Annotated in this window: 24 protein-coding genes; 12 read left to right on the plus strand and 12 right to left on the minus strand. The window is 66.4% G+C overall.

The genetic code is table 11. The features are described from left to right. Window positions 1-16: 16 nt before the first annotated feature. The 7 genes from AC0J5K_RS15780 to AC0J5K_RS15810 all read left to right on the plus strand — a co-directional run bounded on the left by AC0J5K_RS15780 (window position 17) and on the right by AC0J5K_RS15810 (window position 8,136). A complete protein-coding gene (locus tag AC0J5K_RS15780; protein ID WP_074836017.1) occupies window positions 17-1,093 on the plus strand; it encodes a coiled-coil domain-containing protein in 1,077 nt (358 codons plus the stop codon). A gap of 628 nt (window positions 1,094-1,721) precedes the next feature. Continuing rightward, entirely contained in the window at window positions 1,722-2,840 is a 1,119-nt protein-coding gene (locus AC0J5K_RS15785; RefSeq protein WP_274565306.1) for a hypothetical protein, read from the plus strand. 44 nt (window positions 2,841-2,884) lie between these two features. Then, a complete protein-coding gene (locus tag AC0J5K_RS15790) occupies window positions 2,885-4,822 on the plus strand; it encodes an AAA family ATPase (protein ID WP_274565305.1) in 1,938 nt (645 codons plus the stop codon). A gap of 129 nt (window positions 4,823-4,951) precedes the next feature. Continuing rightward, complete coding sequence (locus AC0J5K_RS15795) at window positions 4,952-5,542, plus strand: hypothetical protein (protein ID WP_420398610.1); 591 nt, start codon at window positions 4,952-4,954, stop codon at window positions 5,540-5,542. A 187-nt stretch (window positions 5,543-5,729) separates the two neighbouring features. Further along, window positions 5,730-7,064 carry a DUF6638 family protein gene (locus AC0J5K_RS15800; RefSeq protein WP_274565791.1) on the plus strand — a complete coding sequence of 445 codons (1,335 nt, stop codon included), beginning with the start codon at window positions 5,730-5,732 and terminating at the stop codon, window positions 7,062-7,064. 3 nt (window positions 7,065-7,067) lie between these two features. Next, complete coding sequence (locus tag AC0J5K_RS15805; RefSeq protein WP_048533306.1) at window positions 7,068-7,343, plus strand: hypothetical protein; 276 nt, start codon at window positions 7,068-7,070, stop codon at window positions 7,341-7,343. A gap of 154 nt (window positions 7,344-7,497) precedes the next feature. Further along, complete coding sequence (locus AC0J5K_RS15810) at window positions 7,498-8,136, plus strand: DUF1523 family protein (RefSeq protein WP_048533307.1); 639 nt, start codon at window positions 7,498-7,500, stop codon at window positions 8,134-8,136. A gap of 6 nt (window positions 8,137-8,142) precedes the next feature. On the opposite strand, the gene AC0J5K_RS15815 is transcribed toward AC0J5K_RS15810, so the two are convergent. After that, window positions 8,143-8,601, minus strand: coding sequence for a hypothetical protein (locus AC0J5K_RS15815; protein WP_274565790.1), 459 nt, complete (start codon window positions 8,599-8,601; stop codon window positions 8,143-8,145). Further along, window positions 8,598-9,734: a citrate/2-methylcitrate synthase gene (locus AC0J5K_RS15820; protein WP_274565789.1), complete on the minus strand. Its 1,137-nt coding sequence runs from the start codon at window positions 9,732-9,734 to the stop codon at window positions 8,598-8,600. The genes AC0J5K_RS15815 and AC0J5K_RS15820 overlap by 4 nt, the downstream gene beginning before the upstream one ends. Before the next feature lie 32 nt (window positions 9,735-9,766). On the opposite strand from AC0J5K_RS15820, the gene AC0J5K_RS15825 reads away from it, so the two are divergent. After that, complete coding sequence (locus AC0J5K_RS15825; RefSeq protein WP_274565788.1) at window positions 9,767-10,615, plus strand: phosphate acyltransferase; 849 nt, start codon at window positions 9,767-9,769, stop codon at window positions 10,613-10,615. Window positions 10,616-10,657: 42 nt separating this feature from the next. On the opposite strand, the gene xsc is transcribed toward AC0J5K_RS15825, so the two are convergent. Beyond that, window positions 10,658-12,427, minus strand: coding sequence for a sulfoacetaldehyde acetyltransferase (gene xsc / locus AC0J5K_RS15830; protein WP_274565787.1), 1,770 nt, complete (start codon window positions 12,425-12,427; stop codon window positions 10,658-10,660). Window positions 12,428-12,571: 144 nt separating this feature from the next. Then, window positions 12,572-13,729, minus strand: a complete 1,158-nt coding sequence (locus AC0J5K_RS15835) for a glycosyltransferase family 4 protein (protein WP_274565786.1) — start codon at window positions 13,727-13,729, stop codon at window positions 12,572-12,574. Window positions 13,730-13,943: 214 nt separating this feature from the next. Here AC0J5K_RS15835 and AC0J5K_RS15840 point away from each other — a divergent pair, with 214 nt between their 5' ends. Together AC0J5K_RS15840 and AC0J5K_RS15845 are read left to right on the plus strand one after the other, a co-directional pair. Beyond that, complete coding sequence (locus tag AC0J5K_RS15840; protein WP_274565785.1) at window positions 13,944-15,365, plus strand: hypothetical protein; 1,422 nt, start codon at window positions 13,944-13,946, stop codon at window positions 15,363-15,365. A gap of 5 nt (window positions 15,366-15,370) precedes the next feature. Next, the gene (locus AC0J5K_RS15845; protein WP_274565784.1) at window positions 15,371-16,687 is read left to right on the plus strand and encodes a glycosyltransferase family 4 protein; all 1,317 of its coding nucleotides are present in this window, start codon (window positions 15,371-15,373) and stop codon (window positions 16,685-16,687) included. Here the strand turns inward: AC0J5K_RS15845 and AC0J5K_RS15850 are convergent. Both AC0J5K_RS15850 and AC0J5K_RS15855 read right to left on the minus strand, forming a co-directional pair. Continuing rightward, window positions 16,656-17,249, minus strand: coding sequence for an exopolysaccharide biosynthesis protein (locus tag AC0J5K_RS15850; protein ID WP_274565783.1), 594 nt, complete (start codon window positions 17,247-17,249; stop codon window positions 16,656-16,658). The genes AC0J5K_RS15845 and AC0J5K_RS15850 overlap by 32 nt on opposite strands. After that, entirely contained in the window at window positions 17,246-18,106 is an 861-nt protein-coding gene (locus AC0J5K_RS15855) for an SDR family oxidoreductase (RefSeq protein WP_274565782.1), read from the minus strand. Before AC0J5K_RS15855 ends, AC0J5K_RS15850 begins: the two co-directional genes overlap by 4 nt. A gap of 134 nt (window positions 18,107-18,240) precedes the next feature. Between AC0J5K_RS15855 and AC0J5K_RS15860 the strand changes: the two genes are divergently transcribed. Further along, window positions 18,241-18,723 carry a lytic transglycosylase domain-containing protein gene (locus AC0J5K_RS15860; RefSeq protein WP_274565781.1) on the plus strand — a complete coding sequence of 161 codons (483 nt, stop codon included), beginning with the start codon at window positions 18,241-18,243 and terminating at the stop codon, window positions 18,721-18,723. An 11-nt stretch (window positions 18,724-18,734) separates the two neighbouring features. Here the strand turns inward: AC0J5K_RS15860 and AC0J5K_RS15865 are convergent, their stop codons facing one another. The 3 genes from AC0J5K_RS15865 to AC0J5K_RS15875 form a co-directional block, all read right to left on the minus strand. Beyond that, entirely contained in the window at window positions 18,735-19,151 is a 417-nt protein-coding gene (locus tag AC0J5K_RS15865; RefSeq protein ID WP_048533318.1) for a DUF1810 domain-containing protein, read from the minus strand. After that, window positions 19,148-19,903 carry a class II aldolase and adducin N-terminal domain-containing protein gene (locus AC0J5K_RS15870; RefSeq protein ID WP_074836039.1) on the minus strand — a complete coding sequence of 252 codons (756 nt, stop codon included), beginning with the start codon at window positions 19,901-19,903 and terminating at the stop codon, window positions 19,148-19,150. The genes AC0J5K_RS15865 and AC0J5K_RS15870 overlap by 4 nt, the downstream gene beginning before the upstream one ends. A 142-nt stretch (window positions 19,904-20,045) precedes the next feature. Further along, window positions 20,046-22,208, minus strand: coding sequence for an esterase-like activity of phytase family protein (locus AC0J5K_RS15875; RefSeq protein WP_274565780.1), 2,163 nt, complete (start codon window positions 22,206-22,208; stop codon window positions 20,046-20,048). Window positions 22,209-22,412: 204 nt separating this feature from the next. Here AC0J5K_RS15875 and AC0J5K_RS15880 point away from each other — a divergent pair, with 204 nt between their 5' ends. Continuing rightward, entirely contained in the window at window positions 22,413-23,273 is an 861-nt protein-coding gene (locus AC0J5K_RS15880) for a DMT family transporter (RefSeq protein ID WP_371398817.1), read from the plus strand. A 485-nt stretch (window positions 23,274-23,758) separates the two neighbouring features. On the opposite strand, the gene AC0J5K_RS15885 is transcribed toward AC0J5K_RS15880, so the two are convergent. The 3 genes from AC0J5K_RS15885 to AC0J5K_RS15895 form a co-directional block, all read right to left on the minus strand. Further along, the gene (locus AC0J5K_RS15885) at window positions 23,759-24,967 is read right to left on the minus strand and encodes an aminopeptidase P family protein (protein ID WP_074836043.1); all 1,209 of its coding nucleotides are present in this window, start codon (window positions 24,965-24,967) and stop codon (window positions 23,759-23,761) included. 137 nt (window positions 24,968-25,104) lie between these two features. Beyond that, window positions 25,105-26,019: a cation diffusion facilitator family transporter gene (locus AC0J5K_RS15890; RefSeq protein ID WP_074836044.1), complete on the minus strand. Its 915-nt coding sequence runs from the start codon at window positions 26,017-26,019 to the stop codon at window positions 25,105-25,107. 138 nt (window positions 26,020-26,157) lie between these two features. Continuing rightward, window positions 26,158-26,448 carry an HU family DNA-binding protein gene (locus AC0J5K_RS15895; RefSeq protein WP_048533324.1) on the minus strand — a complete coding sequence of 97 codons (291 nt, stop codon included), beginning with the start codon at window positions 26,446-26,448 and terminating at the stop codon, window positions 26,158-26,160. Between the last annotated feature and the right edge of the window lie 18 nt (window positions 26,449-26,466).

Consider the following 26,466-nt stretch of genomic DNA (forward strand, 5'->3'; position numbering starts at 1 on the left):
CAACAGGAAGCCACCCATGTCCAATTTCGACACGCAGCTGCGCGAAAGCCAGGCCCAGGTGGCCGAGGCCCAATCCAAGATCTCCGAGATCACCAGCCGGATCGAGACCGCGCGGGAAAAGATGAAACAGGGCACCGAAGCCGCGATCGACGTGGAAAACGCCACGCTCGAGGATGTGCATGCCCATACCGAGGTGATGAACGCCAATATCGCTGAGCTGATCATGGGGCTTGACGATGTCACCGCCGCCTTTTCCCGCGATTTCGACGAGATGCGGTCCAAGACCGGCTGGGAGAGCTTTGTCGGTTTCTTCTCCAAGGACCGGTCCGACGCCCTGCGGCAGGAGCGGATGAAGACCGCCAATATCGATGACAAGCTGCAAGACCTGATTTCCAAGTCCGACATCATCACCAAGCTGCTGGAAAGCCAGCTTGCGGTGCTCAACGACCAGAAGGACCGGGTGGAGAGCAATCTCACCGAGACGCTGGACGAACGCGAGTTTACAGTCGGCGAGCTTGAGGCCACCAAGGCGGAGATCCTCGCCATGGACCCCGAGATCATCGCGTTGGAGAACAAGATCGCCGTCGAACAGGATGCCAGCGCCCGCACCCGGCTCGAAACCGAGCTCGCCGATCTGAACAAGGCCTACAACGAACGGGTGCAGCAGGAACAGGTCAAGCTGGCCAAGAGCCAGACGCTGGAGCGCTACATCGAAAAGGGCAAGAGCTGGGTCGACAGCCTGCAAAACCAGGCGGCGACGCAGATGGTGCTGATCAACAAGCTTCAGACCGACACCCGGCAGCGGGTGGTGCTCTATGACGCCCTGACCAAATCTCTGAAGACCGCGCAACAGCAGGACGTGGCGCACCGGATCAACGAGATCGGGGTCAAGACCGATCAGGAGGCCCAGACCGCGATGGCCGCCATCGGCACCGCGACCAACCAGAAGATGGCCGACATGCTCGAGGCGCATGAGGATCACATGGTCTTTGCCCGCGACGTGCTCGAGGCCAAGGCCAAGGCCGACGAGCGTTTCGCCCGCCGCTTTGCCGAGATCGTCGAGAAACACGACAGTAACGCCTACGGCGCCTGATGCCCTTTGTCGTGACAGGGCTGAGCCAGCCGATGCAACCTTCGCCCGACCGCGACACACGGCCGGCCCTGCCCCCGACACCCCCGTCCCGGGCCCGCCCCGGGACCTCCTGGCCCGCCACAGGCGCGAGGCCCCGGATCAGGTCCGGGGCGCGAGGCGGCATCCCGACATCGCTGGGCCACCCAATGCAACTCCCGCCCGACCGCGACGCACGACCGGCCCCGCCGCCGATACCCCCGTCCCGGGCCCGCCCCGGGACCTCCTGGCCCGCCACTGACGCGAGGCCCCGGATCAGGTCCGGGGCGCGAGGTGACATTTCGACATCGCTGGGCTACCCGATGCAACCGCCGCCCGACCACGTTGCACGACCGGTCCCGCCCCCGACACCCCCGTCCCGGGCCCGCCCCGGGACCTCCTGGCCGGCCACAGACGCGAGGCCCCGGATCACGTCCGGGGCGCAAGGCGGCATCCCATCACGGCAGAGCCGCCAAACCGGTCGCGGCCTTGTCGCCCACGCGTCGCACGGCCCAACCCGCTCCCGACGCCCCCGTCCCGGGCCTGCATCGGGACCTCTTGGCTCACCATTGGCACGAGGCCCCGGATCACGTCCGGGGCGCGAGGTGGCATCGTGACCAACCCGGCCCAGGACCATCGCGGCCTCACCGACCTCCTCGCCTCGCGCCGCTATTTCCGCAAGTTCGAGACGATCACCACCCATCTCGGCCGGGTGGCGGCGGTGATGGAGGCTGAGGGCAGCCTGAGCCGCGAAGACGTCAAGATCCTCGCGCGCTACATTCGCGGCATCGCCTACACCTTCAAGGCGCTGAGCATGAAGTACCTGCTGGTCGGCCGCGACACCGGCCAGTTCTTTGGCTCGCTGGCCATCGACGCCACCGAGAGCGGCTTTCCGACCTTTCAGGAGCTGCTGGTCATGGCCAATGACGCGCAGCAGGCCGAGGCGCATCTGGAAAACATGCCCGGGATCGCGGCGCTGAAGGACCGGATGGTCCGCCAGATCGTCTCGGAACAGGCGATCCCGACCCGGCTGCAATTCGCCCTGTCGCAGCGGCTCTATTACGAGGAGCTGCTCGGGGGCCATCTGTTCTGGGCCCGGATGGACCCGCGCATCGACTGGGTCGAGGGTTTCGAGGGGCGGCGCAAGTACCGCATTTACTGGGCGGTCTATGACAGCCAGATTAACCTGCCGACGATCTACGTGCTCGAACTGGACGACACCGGCCGCACCGCCCTGCCCAAGGACGAGCGCCGCTGGCCCGAAGTGCAGCGGCATCTGATGGCGCAATCGCTTGGCGCGCTGAAGCTTTTGACCATCGCCCGGGGCTTCGACGAGAGCTTTGACGATCTCCACCCCAAACGCCTGCGCCGGTTCCACATCGGGCCGATGTATTCGCACAGCTTCACCCGCCAGTCCGGGCCGATCCGCGACGTGCTGGCCGAGGCGAAATCGCCGCCGGGCGAAGACTGGACGCTCGCCTGGACCTCGGAAATGCTGCGCAGCGAAGACGTGACCGAAACCCGCGCCGGCTGGTTCTCGACCGTGGAGCGCGAGGTGTTTGCGCTCGATCCCTTCTCGGGCCGGGGCATCGACACCGGCGCCACCGAGACCCAGCGCGCCATCATCCTGCCCCAGCGCCCGTTTCAGGTGCTGGCGGAAAAGAACCCACCGGGCTTTGCCGCGGTGCGCAAGTTCGTCGTCAGCCCGGGCGGACGGGTGTTGTCCTATTGACCCGGACGCCGGGCAAAGGCCCGGCCCCGTTTGGAGAAAATCGCATGAGCCAGACCACCGACCAGATGGAGCTTCGCGAAGAGGACATCCGGAAACACTACCCCGCCGCCACGGCGCTTCTGACCGGTTTCGATCACACCCCGCGCATTGCCACCGCCACGGCTCCCGCAAGGGCGCAGGAGCGCTCCCCCGGCATTCCCCGCAGCTCGCGGTTCCGCTCCACCACCCCCGGCCTCGCCACCCGCCGCACCGCCGCCAAACACGGCGTCAGCCTGCGCGCCACGATCGAGGCGGCGGACGCCGACGACGCCCTCACCACCCCCCTGCAAGCCACCGCACTGCACGCCCTGCGCCGCGCCATCGCCATCGCCCAGGCCATGGGCGAGGCCTATGCCGAGGCCACCGGCCTTGCCGATCTGAAACGCGCCAACCTCGCACATGCCCTGCCCGCCAACCGCAAGACCGAATTCTCCGAGCGTCTGAGTGCCGAGGCGCTGATCACCGCCCATTGCTGGGCCAATGCCACCGCCTATCTGCTGTCGCCCCACGCCTCCGAAACCAGCGTCGAGGTCGGCGAGGTCGAGGAGCTGATCCCCGACAATGCCCAGATCGCGCTGCACGGCCTCCTGTGGGAACTGGAACAGGACATCGACACCCACGCCCCCGACGATGCCCATCTGATTGCCACTCTGACTGCCTTTGCCGAGCAGGTGATGGACAAGGTGAGCTTGCGCAGCCAGGCCGCCCCCCACCTCGCGCCGTTCCAGAACGCGACGTGGCAGGTCGAGGCCGACGGTCTGACGATCCGCGGCTTCACCCCGGCGGCCAAGGCCAAATCCACCACGCTCACCATGACCTTCAAGAAGCCGCATGAGGTGGTCGGCAACCATATCGCCAAGTACCAGGCGATGAAGCTGTCGAAGATGCTGATGGCCTATGACTTCGAGCGCCGGCTCAACCCCTTTGCCGAACTGGGCGGCTTCATCTTCACCTTCATGGGCGACGGCAAGCCGGGCACCGGCAAGACCACGCTGATCCAGATGATGGCCGGGCTGATCAACGACTATTGCAAGGTGGCCGACTACCCGTTCCGCTACCAGAATCTGTCAACTGACAACATCGACAGCTACCAGGGCAAATCGGGCCAGAACGCCAAGGCCTTCATCAACACGATCGTCGACCCGAACGTCATCGGCTTCGGCACCATCGACGACATCGACCAGCTTGCCGGCAAACGCGGCGACCGGCAGTCCTCGGCCGGCCAGCTCGAGATCACCGCCGTCCTGATGGAGAGCTTTGCCGGCGCCAATACCGTGGTGCGCGGCAATTGCACCTTCGGCATGTTCTCGAACTACCCCGAGAACGTCGACGACGCGCTGCGCCAGCGCGCCGGGGCGCGGTTTCTCGTCGACGGGCCGCAAACGCGCGAGGATTACATCGACATCCTGCATCTGCTGATGGGCAAGGGCCACGATATCCCCCTGGGCGACCACCAGGCCTTTGCCGCGCAAGAGATCAAACGCGCCGTCGCCGCCAGCTTCGAAAGCCACGCCCGTCCGCATGAGGAGGGCCTGCTGCGTGTCTTCGACCGGGTGCACGCGCAGGTCGGCGCGCTGGACACGATTGCCAGGATGGGCAGCTATCTGAAGGCCATCCAGCAGGCCGACCCGCGCTTTACCGGCCGGGCGATCAAGAACATCACCGATGCGGTCAAGGTGCGTTCGATGGATTTCGAGCTTCCGGACACATGGATGGAGGACCCGACGCTGTTCCTGCACCAGCCTTATGACACCAAGCTGGCGATGATTTCCGAGCTGCGCGTGCCGGTGACGCCGGAGATGGTGATCCAGGAGATCAACCGCTACGCCGACAGCGAATTCCGCTACGCCGACAAATCCGACGAGGCGGCCATCGCGGCCATGGTGCGGGAGTATGGCCGGCAGGAAGAGGCAAAGCGGCGATATCTGGAGGGCAAGGGATGAGTTTGGTGCTTCGCCGTCCCGGACCTGATCCGGGACCTCATCGCGACGTTGGCCAAGAGGCCCCGGATCAAGTCCGGGACGGGCGGCCTTGCGCCGAGGGCCGCGCAGCGAGTGCCGGTGACGCCGGAGATGGTGGCGCAGGAGATCAACCGCCACGCCGACAAATCCGACGAGGCGGCCATGGTGCGGGAGTATGGCCGGCAGGAAGAGGCAAAGCGGCCGTATCTGGAGGGCAAGGGAAGATCCCTGCGTTTCCCCGTCCCGGACCTGATCCGGGACCTCGTCGTGGCGTTGGGCAAGAGGTCCCGGATCAGGTCCGGGACGGGCGGCCTTGCGCTGAGGGCCGCGCAGCGAGTGCCGGTGACGCCGGAGATGGTGGCGCAGGAGATCAACCGCCACGCCGACAAATCCGACGAGGCGGCCATGGTGCGGGAGTATGGCCGGCAGGAAGAGGCAAAGCGGCCGTATCTGGAGGGCAAGGGAAGATCCCTGCGTTTCCCCGTCCCGGACCTGATCCGGGACCTCGTCGTGGCGTTGGGCAAGAGGCCCCGGATCACGTCCGGGGCGCGGAGGGCGGCGCTCGATCTGGGGAACGCCTTCTCCTCTTGTGCGCGTCGCGGCGCCCGCGCATCAGACGCGCCCTGCATTTCGGTGACGCCACCGCGACCGCGCCCTCCGGGGGATTGCGAGGGCTCCCCGGAAAGGCGCGGCCCGGGGTAACCCCGGGCGGGAGGCAAACTCACAGAAATTGGAAAATGCTCTGGGTTCTCGCGACAAACAACCAACGCCGCCACGCAATACGCAATACGCAATACGCAATACGATGAATGCCTTTCGTTTCGAGGATCAGTGACCACCAAAACCAGTTTTCAGGAAGCCTTGCTAGAACCATGACACGGAAGTCCCAATGAACCGCCTCATCCAATCCGGCCTCATGTTCGGCAACCTGATCCGCGTCGACAGCCCCGCGCTCATCGACCGCTACAACCGCGCGCTCCGGCATCTGGCCGGCACGCAGACCGCCCTCACCGAATTCCACATCGACATCTCCGGCTTCTCCCCGGAAATCGGCGACGAGCTGGGCGATCCGCTCTATCTCAACCACCATGGCGTCAACCGGCAGTTCATCCTGCTCACCACCGAGCAGAAGACCGCGCCGCTGCTCGATGCCACCTTCTCCACCAGCCGCACCATTCTCAGACAGTTCATCGAAACCAACGAGGCCCAGCTCTTTGCGCTCACCGCCCGCGATGCCGTCGCCGGCGAGTTGGTGAATTCGATCTTCAGCCTGACCACGCCCGCCCGCCTGCTCGACATCCGCAAGATCACCGTCGAGGCCGACACCACCGGCGGCACGTTGCGGCAGGCGCGGGAGCTGGCGGAAATGGTCGATGAGTTCAAGACCCGCGAGGATGCCTGGTTCGATGACCAGCTGATCGCACGGATGATCGGCGCGGCGCGGAACACCGGCGACATCCTGCGCAACCCGGTGCTGCTCGAGACCATGAGCTTCGAGACGCAGAACTTCTGGACCAGCCATTTCGGAGGCTTCTACCTGTTCCGCGCGGTCGATCGGCCGGCGCTGATCACCGCCGGCGACAAGACCGCAATGCAAGACCTGCCGATCGGCGCGGTTTTCGACCTGTCGGACCGCAGCCGCATCGCCCGCTTTCTCGAAAGCAACCGCCTGGTCGAATCCATCGTCACCGCGCCCGGCCTCGACGCCGCCGCCATCCTGCGGCAAAAGATGGATTTCATCGTCGTCGACGCCGCCCAGGACGCCGGGATCGATCTCACCGGGGCGACGCGGCGCGACATTCGCCACCTGGCGCGGCGCCACGCCGGCCAATTGCCCGAGGCCTATCACGGGCTGGGCCGGCTGGTGCACTGGGCCGAGGGCGCCGGCGACTGGCCGCGCATCACCTCGGAGCACCCGTCCTATTTCCTGTCGCTGCGCGCCGCCGACACACCCGACCGCGACCTCGTCAACATGCTGCTGGCCGAGCTGGCCCCGCGCGACATCCGCCAGCTCTTCATCTGTCACAAGCAACTGTTCTATCAGCTCCATCGCGCCTGGTCCGAGACCAAGCGCAGCTATGTTGTCGATTTCCTGACCCGTGAATATCAGGTGGACAAGGCCGGGGCGCGTGCCGCACTCTTTGGCCATGAGCCCCCGATGCAAGAGCCGGGCGACGACCTGATCGCCCGGGTCGGCCCCTGGGGCGCGGTAAGAGGACGTTAGACGATGCTGGCATTCCTGAAACTCGCGGGCCTGGGCTTTCTCCTTCTCACCGTGGTCTATATCTGCCTGTCGCTCTATTCCCGCGCGGTCCGCCGCGACAAGCTCGAGGCGCAATGGGAGGCCGACGGTTTCGAAGGCGACGAGGCGACCCGCCGCTCCTTTGTCGAGGACGGGCTTGCCGAATACGACAAATCCCTGCGCCGCAAGCTGATCCTCGGGGTCTATGTCGTGCCGCTGGTGCTGATCACCGCGGTGATCTATTTCACCAACTTCCACTAGCGTCCGCCGGCCCGGCCCCTCGCGGGCCGAACCATCGTCGCGCGCCCCTGTGTCGCGGTCTGAAAATCTCCGGCGGGCGGGCTCAAGCCGCCGGCAGATGTTTCCAAATGCCCGGCAAGGCACTACATATCCAGTAAATCACGGGGCCTCTCACATGCGTTACATCAAATGGTTTTTCATCCTGGCCTTCTGGGCCCTGGTTGGCGCCTTTTTCCACTACACCCTGCCGCAGCATGACGTGGCGCGTATCACCGATACCGAGATCCGCCGGGTGGATTTCGGCGAGAACTCGATTTTCTGGTCCAGCCCCGACAGCGGCAATGCCACCGGTCAGGTCAACCGCGACGTCTTTTTCATCCAGACGATCCGCGACAATGGCCGGCCGATGGTCTATCGCAACGAGGATACCGGCTGGGGCTGGCCGCCCTATTTCAAGTTCGACACCGCCAACCTGCAAACCGAGGCCGCCGACCTGCGCTCGACCTCGGACAACCCGCGCTGGGTGGTGATCAGACATTACGGCTGGCGCAACGAATTTCTGTCGATCTATCCCAACGCCGTCGACGTGCGGCGGGTGGACAGCCCCGACGTGACGATCATCCCCTGGACCAACATCATCATCCTGACGCTGACGGCGCTGGTGTTCTGGGCGATCTACGTGCGCTGGCGGCGGTTCCGCAGACGGCGCATCGATCCGATGCTCGAGGATGTCGAGGAAGGCTTTGCCGATGCCTCCGACGCGGTGAAAGGCACCGGAAGCCGGATGCGCGGCTGGTTCGGCGGCCGCAAGTAAGCCCCCTCAGAAGGTCAGAACCTCGTCGCCTCGCTCCGGCAGGGGCGGCTGGGCGGCACCGGCAAGATCCGGCGCCCGGCGCAGCCTGCGGGGTGCGAGATCGCCGTCAAAACCGACGATCCACATGGCATATTCGTCGGTCTCGTAATCCTGCACCGCCAGCCAGAGCCGCGCCTCTGTATCGATATGAAGCGCGATCGGCTCCCACTCCTCGATCGGCGGCCCGGCGACCCAGCCGAAGCGGTGCTTGCAGCCCGCGATCGCGGCACTGACCGCCTTGGGCAGCACCACCCGATCGAAGGCCCGCAGCCCCAGCCCGAGCATTGCGGCGGCGGCCGGCGGCGCCTCGGGCGCGTTGGAGCGCGGCAGGTCGGGGTCGGCGACGCTGACCGCCATGCCACGCCATCGGCCCAGCCATTCGCTGAGGCGACTGTCGGGGCGGAGCGTGGGCGGCTTGCGGGTCAATCGCGGTCTCCCAGCGGCACATAGGCGCGCCGTTGCGGCCCGTTGTACAGGGTGAGCGGCCGGATCAGGATATTGCTCTGCTGCTGTTCGAGGCATTGCACGATCCATCCGGGCATCCGACCGATGGCAAAGATCGGCACGTAGAGATCCATCGGAATGCCATGCAATTGATAGACGACCCCAGAATAGAAATCCACGTTCACGTTCAGCCCGTGCCGGGCATAGGGCTGCATCGCCGTGACCACGGCCTGCAAGATCTCGTACCACTCCGGCGCGCCTTTTTCCTCGCCCAGCTTGCGCACGCCGTCGCGCATGTGGCGCGCGCGCGGGTCTTCGGCGCGATAGACCCGGTGGCCAAAGCCGGTAACCGGCTCCTTGGCGGCGCGCTTGGCCTTGACGTAGGCGGCGGCGTTCTCCGGCGTGCCGATCTCGCGCACCATCTTCATCACGTCCTCGGCGGCGCCGCCGTGCGCCGGCCCGGCCAGCGTGGCCAGGGCGGTGACGATGGCCCCGTGCAGATTGGCCTCGGTGCCGACGGTGACCCGGGCGGCGAAGGACGAGGCATTGGCGCCGTGCTCGGCGTGCAGGATGAAATCGACATCGGCCAGCCGCGCCGCCTCGGCCGAGGGTTTCTCGCCGGTCAGCATCCAGAGCCAGTTGGCAGCATGACCCAGCGCCAGATCGGGCGCCACCGGGTCGCGGCCGTTGCGGATGGCCTCATGCGCGGCAATGATCATCGGCACCTGGGCGGTGAGACGGATGCCGTTGCGCAGAAAGGCTTCCGCGCCGGTTTCGCGGCTGTCCGGCTCCAGCGCCGCCAGCGCCGAGACGGCGGTGCGCAACACATCCATCGGGTGGCCGTCGGCCGTGGCGCGAATGATCTCATGCACTGCCGCCGGCAGGTGCCGAGCGGCCCTGAGCGCGGCGTCGAAGGCGTCCAGCTCGGCGGCGCCGGGCAATTCGCCATGGATCAGCAGATAGCAGACCTCCTCGAAGGTGCTGTGCTCGGCCAGATCATGGATCGTGTAGCCCCGGTACAGCAGTTCGCCGGCCCGTCCGTCGATATGGCTGACGCCGGAGCGTTCAAAGTAGATGCCCTTGAGGCCCCGGTTGATCTTCACGTCGTCAGTCATCATGGTCTCCTGGAAATGCGGAAAGGCGGGGCATGGCAGTTCTTGAAAAGGCATATGAGGCCGTGCGCGGGCGCGGAGCCCGCGTGGTCTTCCCCGAGATCGACGAGCCGCGCGTCGCCGAGGCCTGCGCCCGGCTGCGCCGGCAGGGCCTGGCCGAGCCGGTGGGCCTGGGCCCGGTGAGCGAGGCGCAGATCGCGGCACTGGCGGCCAATCGTGGCATGAAGGAAGGGATCGCCCGGCGGATGCTGACGCGGCCGCTGATCCGGGCGGCAGCGATGGTGGCGGCGGGCGAGGCGGATGCCATGGTCGCTGGCGCCGACAGCCCGACCGCCAAGGTGATCGAGGCGGCCGGGTTGGCCATCGGCCTGGCAGAGGGCGTGGCACAGCCCTCGTCGTTTTTTGTCATGGTCTTTCCCGACGGGCGCGAGATCATCTTTGCCGATTGCGCGGTCACCGTCGCCCCGGATGCCAGGGGCCTGACCGCCATCGCCCTGGCGTCGGCAGCCTCCTGCGAGGCGCTGCTCGGCCCGGCGCGCGTCGCGCTCTTGTCGTATTCCACCGGCCGCAGCGGCAGCGGGCCCGGCGTCGAGATGGTGCGCGCGGCGGCCGAGGCCACCGGCTTTCTCGGGCCGGTCCAGGCGGATGCGGCACTCAATGCGCGGATCGCGGCAAAGAAGGGGGCGGGCGCGGGCGATGCCAATGTGCTGATCTTCCCTTCTCTGGACGCAGGCAACATCGCCTACAAGCTGGCGCAGGAACTGGCCGGCGCCCAGGCCATCGGCCCCTTCCTGCAAGGGTTCCGCCGCCCGGTCTGCGATCTTAGCCGCGGGGCGACGGTCGCGGATATCGTCGCCGCAACCGTGGTGACGCTGGCGCTTTAGCCGGGCCCTTTCCCCTTGGCGGATCAGGGCCCCGCCCCGCCGTTAAAGACGGCGCATGTCGGCCCGGTCGATCCCGGCCACCGCCACCGGTTTCTTCATCGCGTCGCGGCGGAAGGGCTCGCCCAACTCCTGATTGATAAGCGCCTCGATCAAGGTGGTCTTGCCGTTCTCCATCTGATCCTTGATCGCGGTGTTCAGCGCCTCGGTCAGTGCGTCCATGGTCTTGGTCTGAACGCCCTTGAGCCCGCAGGCCTGGGCGATGCCGGCATAGCTCACCCCGTCGTCAAGCTCGGTGCCGACGAAATTGTCCTCGTACCACAGCGTCGAATTGCGCTTTTCGGCGCCCCATTGGTAGTTGCGGAAGACGACCATGGTCACCGGCGGCCATTCCGCGCGGCCGATGGCGGTCAGTTCGGTCACCGCGATGCCAAAGGCGCCGTCGCCGGCAAAACCCACCACCGGCGTGTCGGGGCAGCCGATCTTGGCGCCGATGATCGCCGGCAGTCCGTAACCGCAAGGGCCAAAGAGGCCGGGCGCCAGGTATTTGCGGCCCTGCTCGAAGGTCGGATAGGCATTGCCGATGGCGCAGTTGTTGCCGATGTCGGACGAGATGATCGCCTCGCGCGGCAACGCATTCTGAATCGCGCGCCAGGCCATGCGCGGGCTCATCCAGTCGGGCTTGGCGTCGCGGGCGCGCTGGTTCCAGGTGGTGCCGGGGTCGTCGTCCTCATGGTCCATCGAGGCGAGCTGCTGCGCCCAGGCCGATTTTGTCTGGATGATCAGGTTTTCGCGGTCCTTGCGGCCGTCGTCGCCGGCGCTGTCATCCAGCCCCGCGAGGATGCCCTGCGCCACCTTCTTGGCATCGCCGACGATGCCGACCGAGACCTTCTTGGTCAGGCCGATGCGGTCGGGGTTGATATCGACCTGGATCACCTTGGCATCCTTGGGCCAATAGTCGATGCCATAGCCCGGCAGGGTCGAGAACGGGTTGAGCCGCGTGCCGAGACAGAGCACCACATCGGCCTTGGAAATCAGCTCCATCCCGGCCTTGGAGCCATTGTAGCCCAGCGGCCCGGCAAACAGCGGATGCGAGCCTGGGAAGGCGTCATTGTGCTGATAGCCGACGCAGACAGGCGCCGAAAGCCGCTCGGCCAGCTGCATGGAGTCGTCGATGGCATCCGCCAGGACGACGCCGGCGCCGTTCAGGATCACCGGGAATTTCGCCTCGGAGAGAAGCTTGGCCGCCTCGGCAATCGCGGTTTCGCCGCCCGAGGGCCGCTCGAAGGAGACCATCTCCGGCAGTTCGATGTCGATCACCTGGGTCCAGTAGTCGCGCGGCACGTTGATCTGCGCCGGAGCAGACGCGCGATGGGCGTTCAGGATCACCCGGTTCAGCACCTCGGCGATGCGCGACGGGTCGCGCACCTCTTCCTGATAGGCCACCATGTCCTCGAACAGCTTCATCTGCTCGACTTCCTGGAAACCACCCATGCCGATGGTCTTGTTGGCGGCCTGCGGCGTCACCAGCAAGAGCGGCGTGTGGTTCCAATAGGCGGTTTTCACGGCGGTGACGAAATTGGTGATGCCGGGCCCGTTCTGGGCGATCATCATGCTCATCTTGCCGCAGGCGCGGGTGTAGCCGTCGGCCATCATCCCGCCCGAGCCTTCGTGGGCGCAATCCCAGAACTGGATGCCGGCCTTGGGAAACAGGTCCGAAATCGGCATGAAAGCCGAGCCGATGATGCCGAATGCATGTTCGATCCCGTGGCGTTGAAGCACTTTCACGAAGGCTTCTTCGGTGGTCATTTTCATCGGTCGGCATCTCCTGAAGAATCTGTGGAACGGACGGCGCCCATTGTGTGGCCGCAGGCTAAAGCTTTGACCGCGCCCGCGATAGCGCCAGTGAATTCCAGCGGATAGGTCCAGTTTCGGTAAATCAAAGCGCTCTGGGCGCTCTTAGCGGTGCCGCGCGCGCAGATGAGCGTCGACCGACCGACCCCAGGCATCCCAGTTGAGCCGCTCTTCGTATTCCCGCCGGGACGACCGGCGCAGCGCCTCGTACTTCTGCGGCGCCGCCAGATAGGCCTCGACCCGGGCCGCAAAGCCTTCGGCGCCGGTGCCCAGCGGCAGGGCATGGCCATTGACGCCTTCGCGCACCGGCACGCCGCCAATGCGCAGGCAGAGCGCCGGCAGCCCATAAGCCGAGGCCTCGCAGAAGGCAAAGCCGAAGCTCTCGAAAGAGGGTTGAAACAGGAAATGCGCCCGGCGCATCACCGCCGCGAAACGCGCCATGTCTTCGGGGCGGGATTTGTCCAGCACGCCATGCGCGGTGATGTACTCCGCGCCGGCCGCCTCTGGCGGCGTGACGCCGATCACATCAAGCACCGCGTCCACCCCCCGCGCGCGCAGCAGCTCAACAGTCTCGAGCACCAGCGGCCCGCCCTTGGCGTGCCAGTCGCGACCGATCAGCGCAAAGCGCAGCCGGGCGCCACGGCTGAGCGCCGGCGGGACATCGACCGCGCCGGGATCGGCCACATTGGCGCCCCAGGGCAGGATGACAGATCGCTCGGGGGCCAGCTCGTAAAGCACATCCGCACCCGATTTCAGCCATTCCGTCGGCCAGAGCAGCAGGTCCATCGCCCGGAACACCCGCCGCTCGGCGCCCAGGATCATCGGATCGAACATCCGCGAGAGGCTGAGGTAGGAACCGAAGGATTGCCCCACCTCGGAGCGCTTGTAGGTGGTTGGCGTGGCGTCCGAGGAATAGATCGAGAACACCCCCGGCGGCACCCGCAGCCCGGCCAGCGCGTGAAAGGCATAGGCGCAGAACAGCACGTCATAGCGGCCCCGGGTCAGCTGTTTCTGAAGCTCCGGCGCGATCAGCCGCGACAGCCCCAGCCGGGCGCGCCACAGCGCGCGAATGGTCACCGGTTCGGGCAGCGCGCAGATCAGCCGACGCAACGGATCGATCCGGCCCCAGCCGGGATCGAGCACCGAGACATCGCCGACATGGGTCTGCAAGGCAGAGAAAATGCGCGCATTGCCGCCGGAATAGGTCAGCGGATCCTGCGGAGAAAGATCGCAGAGATAGGCTATCTTGCGGCGGTCGGGCAATGGAGTCTTGTATGAATTAGGGACAATCGCGCATACGCTGGCCAAGCGCCGGGCCGAGTGCAAGCGAAAAATCTGCCCTGCGCCATTTCGGCGCGTATGGCGCCGGGCAAACGCCCCCTTTCCCAAACCGGCCGCCGGCGGCTAGACTGCGACCGGCCCAAAACCTGCCGCATTCCTGTTCTAGTGTTCCGCTGTTGCAACCAAAGACGCGCTGATGCCCAATATCCTGGCCAATCTGATGCTGGCTGTCTGGCCAGTGGTGACGGTGATCCTGTTTCGCCGCCTGTCCCTGCCGCAGGCGCTGGTGATCTGTCTGGTCAGCGGTTTCCTGATCCTGCCGCCGCCACCGGCCGCCTTCGATTTTCCGCTGCTGCCGCCGCTCGACAAGCATTCTATCCCGGCGTTGACCGCGCTGATGATGGCCATTGCCACCTACGGCCTGCGCAAATCGGTGCTGCCCGACACGCTTCTCGGCAAGGCGCTGATGCTGATCTTCATCTTTTCACCCATCGCCACGGTGATCACCAATACCGAGCCGGTGCGCTGGGGCGACGTGCTGCATCTGCCCGGGCTTCTGGTGACCGACGCGATCGCCCTGACGCTGACCCAGATCCTGATCTTCATTCCCTTCGTGCTGGCCCGTCAGTATCTGGTCGAGGCCGCCTCGCAGCGCATGGTGCTGTTGGTGCTGATGTGGGCCGGCTTTGCCTACAGCTTCCCGGCGCTGCTCGAAACCCGGCTCTCGCCGCAGCTCAACATCTGGATCTACGGATATTTCCAGCATGATTTCGCCCAGACCATGCGCTTTGGCGGCTGGCGGCCGACGGTGTTCCTGTATCACGGCATCTGGCTGGCCTTTTTCGGGATGATGGCCCTGACCGCCGCGGCGGCGCTGTTCAAGTTCGAAAAGAAGCGCAAGCTGATGTATGCCGGGCTGACGCTCTGGCTGGGAGCGAGCCTGGTGCTGTACAAATCGCTCGGCGCTATGCTGTTTGCGGTCTGCCTGATCCCGGTGGTTCTCCTTTTCGGCGTGCGGGCGCAGCTCAAGGTGGCGGCGCTGGTGGCGCTGCTGGCGATCGGCTATCCGATGCTCAAGGCGGTCGACATGATCCCCAGCGAACGGCTGCTCGCCGCCGCCGCCAGCATCGAGACCGAGCGCGCCAATTCGCTCAAGTTCCGCTTCGACAACGAGGATATGCTGCTGGAGCGCGCCTATGAAAAGCCGGTCTTCGGCTGGGGCAGCTGGGGTCGGAACATGATCTACAACGACATCACCGGCGCGATCGAGACGATCACCGATGGCCGCTGGATCATCGTCATGGGCAAATACGGCTGGCTCGGCTTTCTGGCGGAATTCGGCTTGCTGGTGCTGCCGATCTTCCTGCTCTGGCGCGAGATGCTGGCGCGCAAACCCGACGAAATCTCGCCCTTTGTCGGCCCGCTGACGCTGATGCTGGCAGCCAATGCCGCCGAGCTTGTGCCCAATGCCACGCTGACGCCGCTGACCTGGCTGCTGTCCGGCGCGCTGATGGGCTATGCCGAAACCCTGCGCCGCGAAAGACTGCGGCTTCGGGAAGACGCGCTCAAGGGGCGCAATTCGCGGTTCGCGCTGAAATGGCGCCCGGTGATGGAGTAGATGGTATGACAAGACGCCGCGTTCTGGCGATTGCGGAGGCCGCCAATCCCGATTGGGTCTCGGTGCCGCTGGTGGGCTGGTCGCTAGCGCATGCGCTGCGCGAGGTGGCCGATGTCCACTTGGTCACCCATGCCCGCAACCGCGCGGCGATTCTCGATGCCGGCTATGTCGAAGGCCGCGAGGTGACCTTTATCGACAGCGACAGGCTGGCCCGCCCGCTGTGGCAGCTGGGCGAGGCGCTGCGCATGGGCCAGGGCAAGGGCTGGACGACGATCCAGGCGCTCAACGCACTGGCCTATCCGCATTTCGAACGGCTGGTCTGGCGCGCCTTCGGGGCCGAGATCAAGGCCGGCGCCTATGACATCGTGCACCGCATCACGCCGCTCAGCCCGACCATCGCCAGCCCCGTCGCGGCGCGTTGCGCGCGCGCCGGCGTGCCTTTCGTGCTTGGCCCGCTCAATGGCGGCGTGCCCTGGCCCGAGGGGTTCAACAGCGAACGCCTGCGCGAACGCGAGTTGCTGAGTTATCTGCGGTCGGCCTATCGCTACCTGCCCGGCCGCGTCCGCACCCTGCGCCACGCGGCCGCGATCCTGACCGGATCGCGCCACACCCAGTCCGAGATCCCGGCCCGCTACCAGGACAAAGTGATCTATCTGCCCGAGAACGCCGTCGATCCGGCGAAATTCTCGCGCCTGTCGCGGCCGGGGCCGAAGCCGTTGCGCGCCTGTTTCATCGGCCGCATGGTGCCGTACAAGGGGCCCGACATGCTGCTCGCCGCCGCCGCGCCGCTGCTGCAATCAGGGGCCATGATCCTCGAGATGATCGGCGATGGCCCGATGATGAACGAGCTGCGCGCCCAGGTCGCCGAAGAAGGCACAGACGCGGCCGTCACCTTTCACGGCTGGCTGCCCCACGGCGAGGTCGAAAGCGTTGCCGGGCGCTGTCATATGCTCACCTTCCCCTCGATCCGCGAATTCGGCGGCGGCGTGGTGCTCGAGGCGATGGCGCTGGGGCTGGTGCCGCTGATCGTCGACTACGCCGGCCCGGGCGAGCTTGTCACCTCCGGCACCGGGCTCAAGATCCCGATCGGGCCGCGGGCGGCGATCATCAAGGGCCTGCGCACCGCACTCAAGGACGTGGTGGCCAATCCGGGGCAGCTCGGACCGATGGCCGAGGCCGGCCGCGCCCGGGTGTTCGACCATTTCACCTGGCACGCCAAGGCCCGGCAGGTGGCGGATGTCTATGAGTGGACGCTCACCCCCGCCGCCACCCGGCCCGATCCGCTGGCGCTCAGGCCGGCACCTGCCCGGCGAACCAGCTGACCAGCAGCGCCATGGCGGCCAGCGTGGCATAGCCCGCCACCAGCCAGAGGCCATCGCGCACCATCAGCCCGAAGGCCAGCAGCGACACCGCCATAGCGCCCACCGAGGTGACCATCGGCAACAGCTCGAGCAGCGGCCAGGTCAGCGCGATCAACAGGATCAGCAGCTTGGTCACCAGCGCCATCGGCGGCGCCGTCATCGGCCGCAGCCGGCTTTGGCTGCGCGCGTCGACCCATGCCGCCATCGGCCTGAGCCAGGCAATCGCGCGGGCCAGCCTGGCGCCGGTCACCGCCCGCCGCAACACGAAACCAGGCAGCCAGAGATGCCGCCGCCCGGTCAGCCATTGCGCCGAGATCAGCACGACAATCAGCGCCCCGATGGTGGGCGTCCCCGGAATGCCCGAGAGCGGCGTGACCAGCAGCACCGACACCACCAGGACCAGCGGCGCGAAAGAGCGCTCGCCGATTTCCTGCAACAGATCCGCAACCGTGACCTTGTCGGCGCAATCCGCCTCGGGTTCGATGGCGCTCAGTACCTCGCCGAGGCTGCGCGGCGGCGTCACTTTCCGCGATCCCGGTCAAGCAGCGCGCGCAGACCGCTGCGGTAATCGGGGTATTTCAGCGTCACCCCCAGTTCGCGTTTGATCCGGTCGTTTCGCACCCGCTTGCTTTCCGCATAGAAACTGCGCGCCATCGGCGTCATCTCGGCGCTGTCAAACGGCACCGCCTCGGGAATGGGCACGTCCAGAAGCTCGGCGGCATAGGCGATCACGTCCTGCGGCGGCGCCGGATCGTCATCGCAGAGGTTGTAGATCGCGCCCGGGTCGGGCCGGGCGATCGAGGCCCTGAGCACCTGGGCGATATCCTCGACATGGATGCGGCTGAACACCTGCCCCGGCTTGATGATCCGCCGCGCGCTGCCCTGCCGCACCTTGGCAAAGGGGCCGCGCCCCGGCCCGTAGATGCCCGCCAGCCGAAAGATATGCAGCGGCAGGCCGGGGATCGCCTGCCAGGCCGCCTCGGCCTGCTGGCGCCAGACGCCGCGCCGGGTCGAGGGGGCCAGCGGCGTGTCCTCGTCCACCCAGCCGCCACCGTGATCGCCATACACCCCGGTGGTCGAGAGATAGCCCACCCAGGCGAATTGCCCGGCGCGCGCGGCAATCTCCTGGCCCAGCGCGGCCAGCACCGGATCGCCCGCCGCATCCGGCCCGGCCGAGATCAGCAGGTGATCGGCGGCCTCCAGCGCCGGGCACAGGTCGTCGCCGGGAAAAAGCCCGGGTTCGATGCTCTCGGCTTCGAGCTGCGGCCGCTTGTCGGGGCTGCGAGTGGTGCCGATGACGCGCCACCCCTCGGCCAGAAGCAGAGGGGCAAGGGCGCGGGCGCTGTAGCCATGGCCAAAAGACAAAAGCGTGTGTGTCATGCGCGCAACCTGTCCGCAGCGGCGCCCGAAGGCAAGCGTTTCGGCGGCGGTCCGCGCAGCTTTCCGGCGGGAGGATGCAACCTTGCCCCGGCCTCGCTAGGCTCGCGCCATCTGCCACTGACCGAGTCGTCCGGATGCCCCACCTCTCCCGCCGCGCGCTGCTTCTCGGCGCGTTTGCCAGCCTCGCCGCCTGTGGCCGCCAACGCGCGCCCGAACCCGCGCCGCCCGCCGCCTTCAACCCGCCGCTCCATCCCAACGAGACGCCCGAGCTGCGCCGGAAGATCAACAGATGGGCCGATCACTACGAGATCCCCCGCACGCTGTTGCACAAGCTGGCGATCCGCGAGAGCACGCACCGGCCCTGGGCGCGCAACGGGCCCTATTGGGGCCTGCTGCAAATCCTGCCGCAGACCGCGCGCACCATGGGATTTCGCGGCAAACCCGCCGACCTGCTCGATGCCGATACCAACCTGCAATATGCCGGCAAATACCTGCGCGGTGCCTGGCTCCTGTCAGACGGCAGCGAGACGACGGCGATCAAATGGTACGCGCGCGGCTATTATTACGAGGCCAAACGGCGCGGCATGCTGGTGGAAACCGGGCTGCGGCCGGGCTGACCGGCCTCCGGCTAGGCCGCGCCGATCTCTGCCAGCGTCAGGGGGCAGCGGTCGCCGCCGTAAAAGATATCGATCAGCCGGGTATGCACGTCACTGCCATGGTCCGCACGTTCGAACAGCGTGGCGCAGGAGCGCAGCTTGAGGGCGTCGATCCCGCCCAGGATCTCTTCTGCCGCGCGCCCGCGATGGGCCAGCACCGCGGCGCCCGCCTCGCGCAGCCGCGGGCCAAGCACGGCATGCGCCGCATAGGCCCGCGCCTCGGCCAGATCGGCGAGACCGTAGCGCTGCGCCTTGGCCGAACGGCCGAGCGAGGCCAGTTGCGGAAAGATGAACCACATCCAGTGGCTCCGCTTGCGCCCGGCCTGCAACTCGCCCAGCGCCTGCTCCCAGATGCCATCCTGCGCGGCGATGAAGCGCGACAGGCTCATGCCGCGTAATCCGAACCCTCGCCATCGAGGATCGCCTTCAGCTCGGCGAAATGCCGAATGTCCTGCTCGGGATAGGTCTCGACCTCGCGCGCCACCTTGTCCGCCACCGCGTCGGAGAGCACCCGCAGCTCCCGGCCGGTCTGCAAGGCGCGGATATAGGTCTCGGCGGCGCGCTCGAAGTAATACAGCCGGTTGAAGGTATCGGCGACGGTCGCGCCGATCACCAGCACACCATGGTTGCCCATGATCATCACCTTCTGCTTCGGATCGGTAAAGAGCCGGGCGCAACGCTCCCCCTCGTCCTCGAAGGCCAGCCCGCCATACCCTTCGTCGATCACGTAGCGACCAAAGAAGGTGGCGCAGTTCTGGTCGATCGGCAGCAGCCGGCTGTCGGCCAGGCTGGCCAGGACGGTGGCAAAGATCGAATGCACATGCATGACGCAGCGCGCCTGCGGACAGTGCCGGTGCAGCCAGCCATGCAGCCCCCAGGCGGTCGGGTCCGGCGCATCCGGCCCTTCCTGCGCCGTGGGGTCGTCCAGATCGACCTCGATCATGTCGCTGGCCCGGATGCGGGCGAAATGCATCTGGTTCGGGTTCATCAGGAACCGCGTGCCCTGATCATCGACCGCGAGGCTGAAGTGATTGGCCACGGCCTCATGCATGTTGAGCCGGGCGGTCCAGCGAAAGGCGGCGGCCAGATCGACGCGCTCCTGCCAATGCTGCATGTTGGGGCGAATTTCGGTGACGGACATCTCGGGCCTCCTTCTGTCTGGCGCCACAGTGCCAGCCTTCGACCGCCGCGCCAAGCCCGGCCGGAGATCGGGAGCCCAGCCCCCAAATGCAAACGGGAGAGCCTGGGCTCTCCCGCTGCAGGTGTCGCACGTCAGCCGCGACCTACATCGCGCCGCCGATCGAAAAGAACATGGTCTCTCCGGAATGATCGTCGACCCCGTCGTTGTCGGTCGAGACGAAGATCTCGCCGTCTTCGGTGATCGCCAGGCCCTCGACCTTGTCGAGCACATAGCCGCCTGTCGATTTCAGATCGGGGATCAGGTCGTGCACCTCCTGTTTGGCCACCACGGGCAGCGGGCCGCCCAACGGCGCCGGCTGCATCTCGGACAGGGCGATGCGATAGATCTTCTTGGTCACCGCGCGGTCGTCGTGCTGGTTGTCGCGTTCCACCACATAGACATGATCACCGAAAGCGGTGATTTCCGACAGCCCGACCCAGCCGGTCTCGGGCGCGGCCTTCTCATAGAGCACGGCGCCCCAATCCCCGGTCTCGGTATTGTAGGCAACCAGTTTCACGTGGTTCTCGGGGTCGTCCTTCCATTCGCGTTGCACCGCCATCCACAGGGTGTCGCCGACACGGGTCACACCTTCGAAGCCGAAGCGCCGCTCCACCGCCATCAGCTCTGCCGGCAGGCCGATTTCCCGGTCGATCTCGCCCTTGGCGGTCACGTGATAAAGCGCATGCGGGATGAGCCGGTCGCTGCGCCCTTCGGAAGCCAGCCAGAAGCCGCCTTCTCCGTCCAGCGTGATGCCTTCGAGGTCGAGTTTCTGCGCCACGCGCCCGGCACGGGTGACCTGCATCGCGGCGGTGATCCGCGCCGGGGTCTGGCCGGCGTCGATGGTGTAGATCGTCGGCTGGTAGCCATAGAAGCTGTCGTTGACCGCATGGATCGTCTTGCCGTCGCCGGCGACCATGCCGGAGATCGCGCCCCAGCCGGTCAGCGTCGCCATGCCTTCGGAAGTGAGATGCGGATATTGCGCCGCGCCCTCCTGGTATTCGAAGAGCATGACATGCGCGCGGGCGCCGCCATCTTCGATCAGGTCGGATTCATTGGCCGAGACCAGCAGGTTGCGCTCGGGAATGACGACGTATCCTTCCGGGCCGACCCCCGAGGGCAGCAGCTGTTTCAGCACCGGAGCGGCCGGGTCGGTCACGTCATAGACGCCGACCACCGAGGCACGCTCGGCACCGACAAAGACAAAAGGCGTCTCGCCAAATCGGCCGAAGGTCACGGATTCCGGCTCCACGCCTTTGCTGTCGGAGCGCTTGTCGGGGTAATGGCCGATCTGGATGATCGCCTGTTCGAAGCTGGTGCCGCTTTCATGAACGACGGTGCCATCCTTGTGAAAGATCGTCCAGCCGCGCGCGCCGCCCTGATAATCGCCTTCGTTGGCGGTGGCAAAGTGGTCCTCGTCGATCCAGGCCACCGCGTCGGGCTCGCGCTTGCGGGCCTTCTGGCTTTCGCTAAAGATCAGCGCGCCGCGTTCGTCGGTGGCGTCGATGCCGTCGAGATCCACCGTGCCGGCCGAGAAATGCGACAGGATTTCACCCTCTTTCGACACCACGACCATGTGGTTGTTTTCCTGAAGGGTCACCACGATCTCGCCCTTGGCATTGATCGAGACATATTCCGGCTCGGGGTCCTCGCCGGCAACTTCGGCCAGGCCGGTCAGATCGACAAACCGCATCGAGCCGCAATCGAGGCGCCCCTCGGTGACATTGACCAGGGCCAGCGTGCCGGCGGGCATCTGCGGGAGCCTGCCGCCATCAAGGTCTTCGTCGCGCTCGTTCTCGATGGCGACCGCAACAAACGAGCCGTCCTGCGCCTTGGCGAGGCTGTCGGGCTGACCGCCGAGATCGCAGGTGGCGATCTCGGTGCCGCTGACGGTGTCGATCGCCGCGATCCGGCCCGACGGGGCGGTGTAGCTCTCCGAGGTGTTCACGCCGACAAAGGCGGTGGTGCCGATCACCGCCACCGAAGTCGGTTCGCCGCCGACCGCGATATTGCCCTTGGGCTGCGGATTGGCAGGTTCGGTGATGTCGATCAGGCCGATCACCTCGAGCGGGCTGTCGGTATAGACCAGCGTCATGCCGTCGGCGGTGACATCGATGATCTCCGGCGAGCTTTCGCGGCTGGTGTCTTCCCCCGCAGCCATGTTGGCGATGACCGGAAAGGATGCAACGCGGTTGAAATTCATCTCGGCCATGGCCGACCCGGCGCTCAGCGCGAGGACGGAAGTCAGACAGATGCTGCGAAAGCCCATGAAACGTCTCCTGGTAGGACAATGTCGCAAATCTCCTGCGCCGGCGATGTAACGCTGGAATGACGGAGCAAAGACGCCTTGGTGACAAAACTCCGCCCGGAGGCCGTGGCCATTGACCTTCGGTGAGGACGAGGGCTAACTGCCGCCATGTTCATCAGTCGCGGTATCGCGCTCAAAATTTCCGCTCTTGCCGTGTTCACGATCATGGCCGTTCTCATCAAGGCAACCTCGGACGCGGTGCCGCCCGGCGAAGCCGTCTTCTTTCGCTCGGCCTTTTCCATCCCGGTGATCCTGATCTGGCTGGTCGCGCGCGGCGAGCTGCGCACCGGATTGCGCACCGCCAATGTCATGGGCCATGTCTGGCGTGGGGTGATCGGCGTGTCGTCGATGGGGCTGGGCTTTGCCGCGCTGGGCCTGTTGCCGCTGCCCGAGGTGACCGCCATCGGCTTTGCCGCGCCGCTGATGACGGTGATCCTTGCCGCGCTTCTGCTGGGCGAAAAGGTGCGGCTGTTCCGGTTGAGCGCGGTGGCGATCGGGCTGATCGGGGTGATGATCATCCTCTGGCCGCGGCTGAGCCTTGACGGCACCGCCGACAGGCTGGCCACCATCGGCGCCATCGTGGCGCTGATCTCGGCCGGGTTGCGGGCGCTGGCCCAGGTGCATATTCGCCGGCTGGTGCAATCCGAGGATGCGGCGGCGGTGGTGTTCTACTTCATGCTCACCGCCACCGGCTTTTCGCTTTTCACCCTGCCCTTCGGCTGGACCGTGCCGAATGCCACCGAAACCGCGATGCTGGTCGCCGCCGGGGTGATCGGCGGGATCGGGCAGATCCTGGTGACCTCGGCCTATCGCTTTGCGCCGGCCTCGGTGCTGGCGCCCTTCGATTACAGCCAGATGCTGTTCGCGGTGGCGGCGGGCTATCTGCTGTTCGCCGAGATCCCGACCGCGGCGACGATCTGGGGCTCGCTGGTGGTGATCGCCGCCGGGGTGCTGATCATCTGGCGCGAACGCCAGCTGGGCCTCGAGCGCGGCAAGGCGCGTTCGAAAATGGGCCATATGGGCTGATTGCCAAGGCGTTCGAGGTGCGGGTCCTGAAAGCTGCATGTCGCCCTTTGACCCGACATTCGAACCGTCCCGGGCCCGACCCGGGACCTCGCGGCCAGCGGAGAGGCCCCGGCGCGGGGGCCGGGGCGCGGGGCGGCTGATGTGAACCTGTGACCCCTTGGCCCGACACCCGAACCGTCCTCGTCCCGGGCCCGACCCGGGACCTCGCGGCCAACGGAGAGCCCCCGGCGCGGGGGCCGGGGCGTGGAGCGGCGGATGTGAACATGTGACCCCTTGGCCCGACACCCGAACCGTCCCCGCCCCGGGCCCGACCCGGGACCTCGCGGCCAACGGAGAGGCCCCGGCGCGGTGGCCGGGGCGTGGAGAGGCGGATGTGAACCTGTCGTCCATTGGTCCGACACCCGAACCGTCCCCGTCCCGGGCGCGACCCTGGACCTCGCGGCCAACGGGGAGGCCCCGGCGCGGGGGCCGGGGCGCGGGGCGACCTAACCCACCACGTTGAATTCCGGCCCATAGGGGTAGCCGGTGATGTTCTCGTTCCCGTCCTCGGTGATCACCAGGATGTCATGCTCTCGGTAGCCCCCAGCCCCGGGCTGGCCTTCGGCAATCGTCAGCATCGGCTCCATCGAGATCACCATCCCCGGCTCCAGCACCGTGTCGATATCCTCGCGCAGCTCCAGCCCCGCCTCGCGGCCGTAGTAATGGCTCAGCACGCCGAAGGAATGACCGTAGCCGAAGGTCCGGTATTGCAGCAGGTCGCGTTCCTCGAAATACCGGTTGATCGCCTCGGTCACCTCGGAACAGCGCGCCCCCGGCCGGAGCAGCGAGATCCCCAGCTCATGCGCGCCGATATTGGCCTGCCAGAGCGCCAGCGAAGCGGCATCGACCTCCTGCACGAACAGCGTCCGTTCCAGCGCGGTGTAATAACCCGAGATCATCGGAAAGGTGTTCAGCGACAGAATATCACCACGCTGCAAGGCCCGCGCGGTCACCGGGTTGTGCGCCCCGTCGGTGTTGAGCTCCGACTGGAACCAGACCCAGGTGTCGCGATATTCCGCCTCTGGAAAGCGCCGGGCGATCTCCAGTTCCATCGCATCGCGCCCGGCCATGGCGACCTCGATCTCACGCGCGCCGGGCCTGATCGCCTCGCGGATCGCATAGCCGCCGACATCGGCCACCGCCGCCCCGGCGCGGATCAGCGCGATCTCGGCCGGGCTTTTCATCATCCGCTGCCGCATCGTCGTGTCAAAGAGATCGACCATCTGCGCCGGCCGCAGGAAGCTCTCGAGCTTGCCCATCTGCCAGAGCGTCAGGTGGTCGCTCTCATAGCCCAGCGCACGCCCCGGACCGGTGACCGAAAGGATCGCCCGCCAGTAATTGTCGCGCTGCCAGTCGGTATAGGTGATGTTGTCGCCATGACACCGGCGCCAGGGCTGGCCGGCGTCGATGCCGGCGCTGATCGTGACGCTGGTTTCCGGCGTGACCACCAGAGCGTAAGGCCGGCCAAAGGCGCAATAGGTGAAGCCGCTGTAATAGCTGACATTGTGCATCGAGGTCAGCACCGCCGCCTCGCAGCCGAGATCGGCCATGCGGGCGCGCAGCCCCGCCAGCCGGGCCTCGTATTCCGCCTCGGAGAATTGCAGCGGGGCCTTCTGGCCGTTGTGAAACCGATAGAAATCAGGACGTGCCGTCATGGCGACCCTCCTCGTCAAGGAAAGCTCCCGGCGTTCAGGAATTTGGGAAAAGGCCCTGAGGGGCGACGCCATCGCCCGGCCCGCGGCCAGATTGGCGATCCGGCGTCAAAAGGCAAGCGTTTTGCGGCGCCGCGGTCTCAGCCGTGGCCGTAAAGACGGGCATCGCGGCCGCAGCGCGCCTCATGTTCGAATTCCAGGCTGGAATGGGTGATGTCGAAACGCGCCGCCAGCCGCGCCTTGATCTCGGACTTGATCGCCTCCAGCCGGCCCCAACCGGCTGCGGTCAGCACCACATGGCAATCGAGCGCCGCCGCATCCTCCTGCATCTGCCAGAGATGGACATGGTGCACATCCTCGACGCCGTCGGTGGCCTGAAGCGCCGCGATCACCTCGGCGGCGTCGATCTCGGGCGGGCTGCCCAGCATCAGGGTGCGGATCGGGCCGCCGATCTCGGTCAGGGCGAGGTAGAGGATATAAAGCGCGATGCCGATGGTGATCGCCGGATCGACCCAGCGCAGATCATAGAGCAGGATCAGCGTGCCGCCGACAATCACCGCCACCGAAGCCAGGGCATCGGACAGGTTGTGCAGGAACAGCGCGCGAATGTTGACGCTGTGTTTCTGCATGCTCCAGGTCAGCCCGGCGGTCAGCGCATCGACCAGCAGCGCCAGGCCGCCCAGGATCACCACGGTCCAGCCCGCCACCGCCGGCGGATCGATCAGCCGCAGCCCGCCCTCGTAGATCAGGTAGGCCCCGACAAGGATCAGCGTGGTATAATTGATCAGCGCCGCCACCACCTCAATCCGGCCATAGCCAAAGGTCATCCGCGCATCGGCCGGCCGCCGGGCGATCTTGCGCGCGGCAAAGGCGATCACCAGCGCGGCCATGTCCGACAGGTTGTGCAATGCATCGGCGATCAGCGCCAGGCTGCCGGAAAGGAGCCCGCCGAGGATCTGCGCCAGGGTCAGCGCCGCATTGGCCCAGATCGCAATCGCCACCCGCCGGTCGCCGGAGCCGGGGTCGAGATGGGCATGGCCATGATCATGCGGCATGGGTGGCGTCCTTTCGCGGGGGTCGGGTTCCCAGAAACCTATGGCCACCGCTGGAAGGTCAAGACGAAGAATGGCCAGCGCGAGGGGCGCCGGCCATTCAAAATTCTCCGGTTGGCGCCCCGGGCGCCGAACGGCGGATCACTCGTCGTTGGCGCTGTCTTTCAGAGCCTTGGCGATGGTCACCTTGACGACCTTGTCCGCCTCTTTCTGGAATTGCTCACCGGTGGCGGGGTTGCGCACCATCCGCGCCGGACGCTCTTTCAGATAGAACTTGCCGACACCCGGCAGGGTCACTGCGCCACCGCCGGCCACTTCGCGGGTGATGATGTTGCACACCGCGTCGAGCGCCGCGGTCGCGGCTTTCTTGTCGGAATCGAGTTCTTCTGCCAGAGCCGCAACGAGCTGGGTCTTGGTCAACGGTTTTGCCATTTTCTGGTCTCCTTCAGT

Source organism: Marinovum sp. E3, assembly GCF_055755275.1.

Excerpts from the sequence above, each read along its gene's own strand:
- AC0J5K_RS15780 (WP_074836017.1), top strand. The coding sequence starts at position 17 with ATGTCCAATTTCGACACGCAGCTGCGCGAAAGCCAGGCCCAGGTGGCC.
- AC0J5K_RS15790 (WP_274565305.1), top strand. The coding sequence starts at position 2,885 with ATGAGCCAGACCACCGACCAGATGGAGCTTCGCGAAGAGGACATCCGG.
- AC0J5K_RS15795 (WP_420398610.1), top strand. The coding sequence starts at position 4,952 with ATGGTGGCGCAGGAGATCAACCGCCACGCCGACAAATCCGACGAGGCG.
- AC0J5K_RS15800 (WP_274565791.1), top strand. The coding sequence starts at position 5,730 with ATGAACCGCCTCATCCAATCCGGCCTCATGTTCGGCAACCTGATCCGC.
- AC0J5K_RS15805 (WP_048533306.1), top strand. The coding sequence starts at position 7,068 with ATGCTGGCATTCCTGAAACTCGCGGGCCTGGGCTTTCTCCTTCTCACC.
- AC0J5K_RS15810 (WP_048533307.1), top strand. The coding sequence starts at position 7,498 with ATGCGTTACATCAAATGGTTTTTCATCCTGGCCTTCTGGGCCCTGGTT.
- AC0J5K_RS15820 (WP_274565789.1), bottom strand. The coding sequence starts at position 9,734 with ATGACTGACGACGTGAAGATCAACCGGGGCCTCAAGGGCATCTACTTT.
- AC0J5K_RS15825 (WP_274565788.1), top strand. The coding sequence starts at position 9,767 with ATGGCAGTTCTTGAAAAGGCATATGAGGCCGTGCGCGGGCGCGGAGCC.
- xsc (WP_274565787.1), bottom strand. The coding sequence starts at position 12,427 with ATGAAAATGACCACCGAAGAAGCCTTCGTGAAAGTGCTTCAACGCCAC.
- AC0J5K_RS15840 (WP_274565785.1), top strand. The coding sequence starts at position 13,944 with ATGCCCAATATCCTGGCCAATCTGATGCTGGCTGTCTGGCCAGTGGTG.
- AC0J5K_RS15845 (WP_274565784.1), top strand. The coding sequence starts at position 15,371 with ATGACAAGACGCCGCGTTCTGGCGATTGCGGAGGCCGCCAATCCCGAT.
- AC0J5K_RS15855 (WP_274565782.1), bottom strand. The coding sequence starts at position 18,106 with ATGACACACACGCTTTTGTCTTTTGGCCATGGCTACAGCGCCCGCGCC.
- AC0J5K_RS15860 (WP_274565781.1), top strand. The coding sequence starts at position 18,241 with ATGCCCCACCTCTCCCGCCGCGCGCTGCTTCTCGGCGCGTTTGCCAGC.
- AC0J5K_RS15865 (WP_048533318.1), bottom strand. The coding sequence starts at position 19,151 with ATGAGCCTGTCGCGCTTCATCGCCGCGCAGGATGGCATCTGGGAGCAG.
- AC0J5K_RS15870 (WP_074836039.1), bottom strand. The coding sequence starts at position 19,903 with ATGTCCGTCACCGAAATTCGCCCCAACATGCAGCATTGGCAGGAGCGC.
- AC0J5K_RS15875 (WP_274565780.1), bottom strand. The coding sequence starts at position 22,208 with ATGGGCTTTCGCAGCATCTGTCTGACTTCCGTCCTCGCGCTGAGCGCC.
- AC0J5K_RS15880 (WP_371398817.1), top strand. The coding sequence starts at position 22,413 with ATGGCCGTTCTCATCAAGGCAACCTCGGACGCGGTGCCGCCCGGCGAA.
- AC0J5K_RS15885 (WP_074836043.1), bottom strand. The coding sequence starts at position 24,967 with ATGACGGCACGTCCTGATTTCTATCGGTTTCACAACGGCCAGAAGGCC.
- AC0J5K_RS15890 (WP_074836044.1), bottom strand. The coding sequence starts at position 26,019 with ATGCCGCATGATCATGGCCATGCCCATCTCGACCCCGGCTCCGGCGAC.
- AC0J5K_RS15895 (WP_048533324.1), bottom strand. The coding sequence starts at position 26,448 with ATGGCAAAACCGTTGACCAAGACCCAGCTCGTTGCGGCTCTGGCAGAA.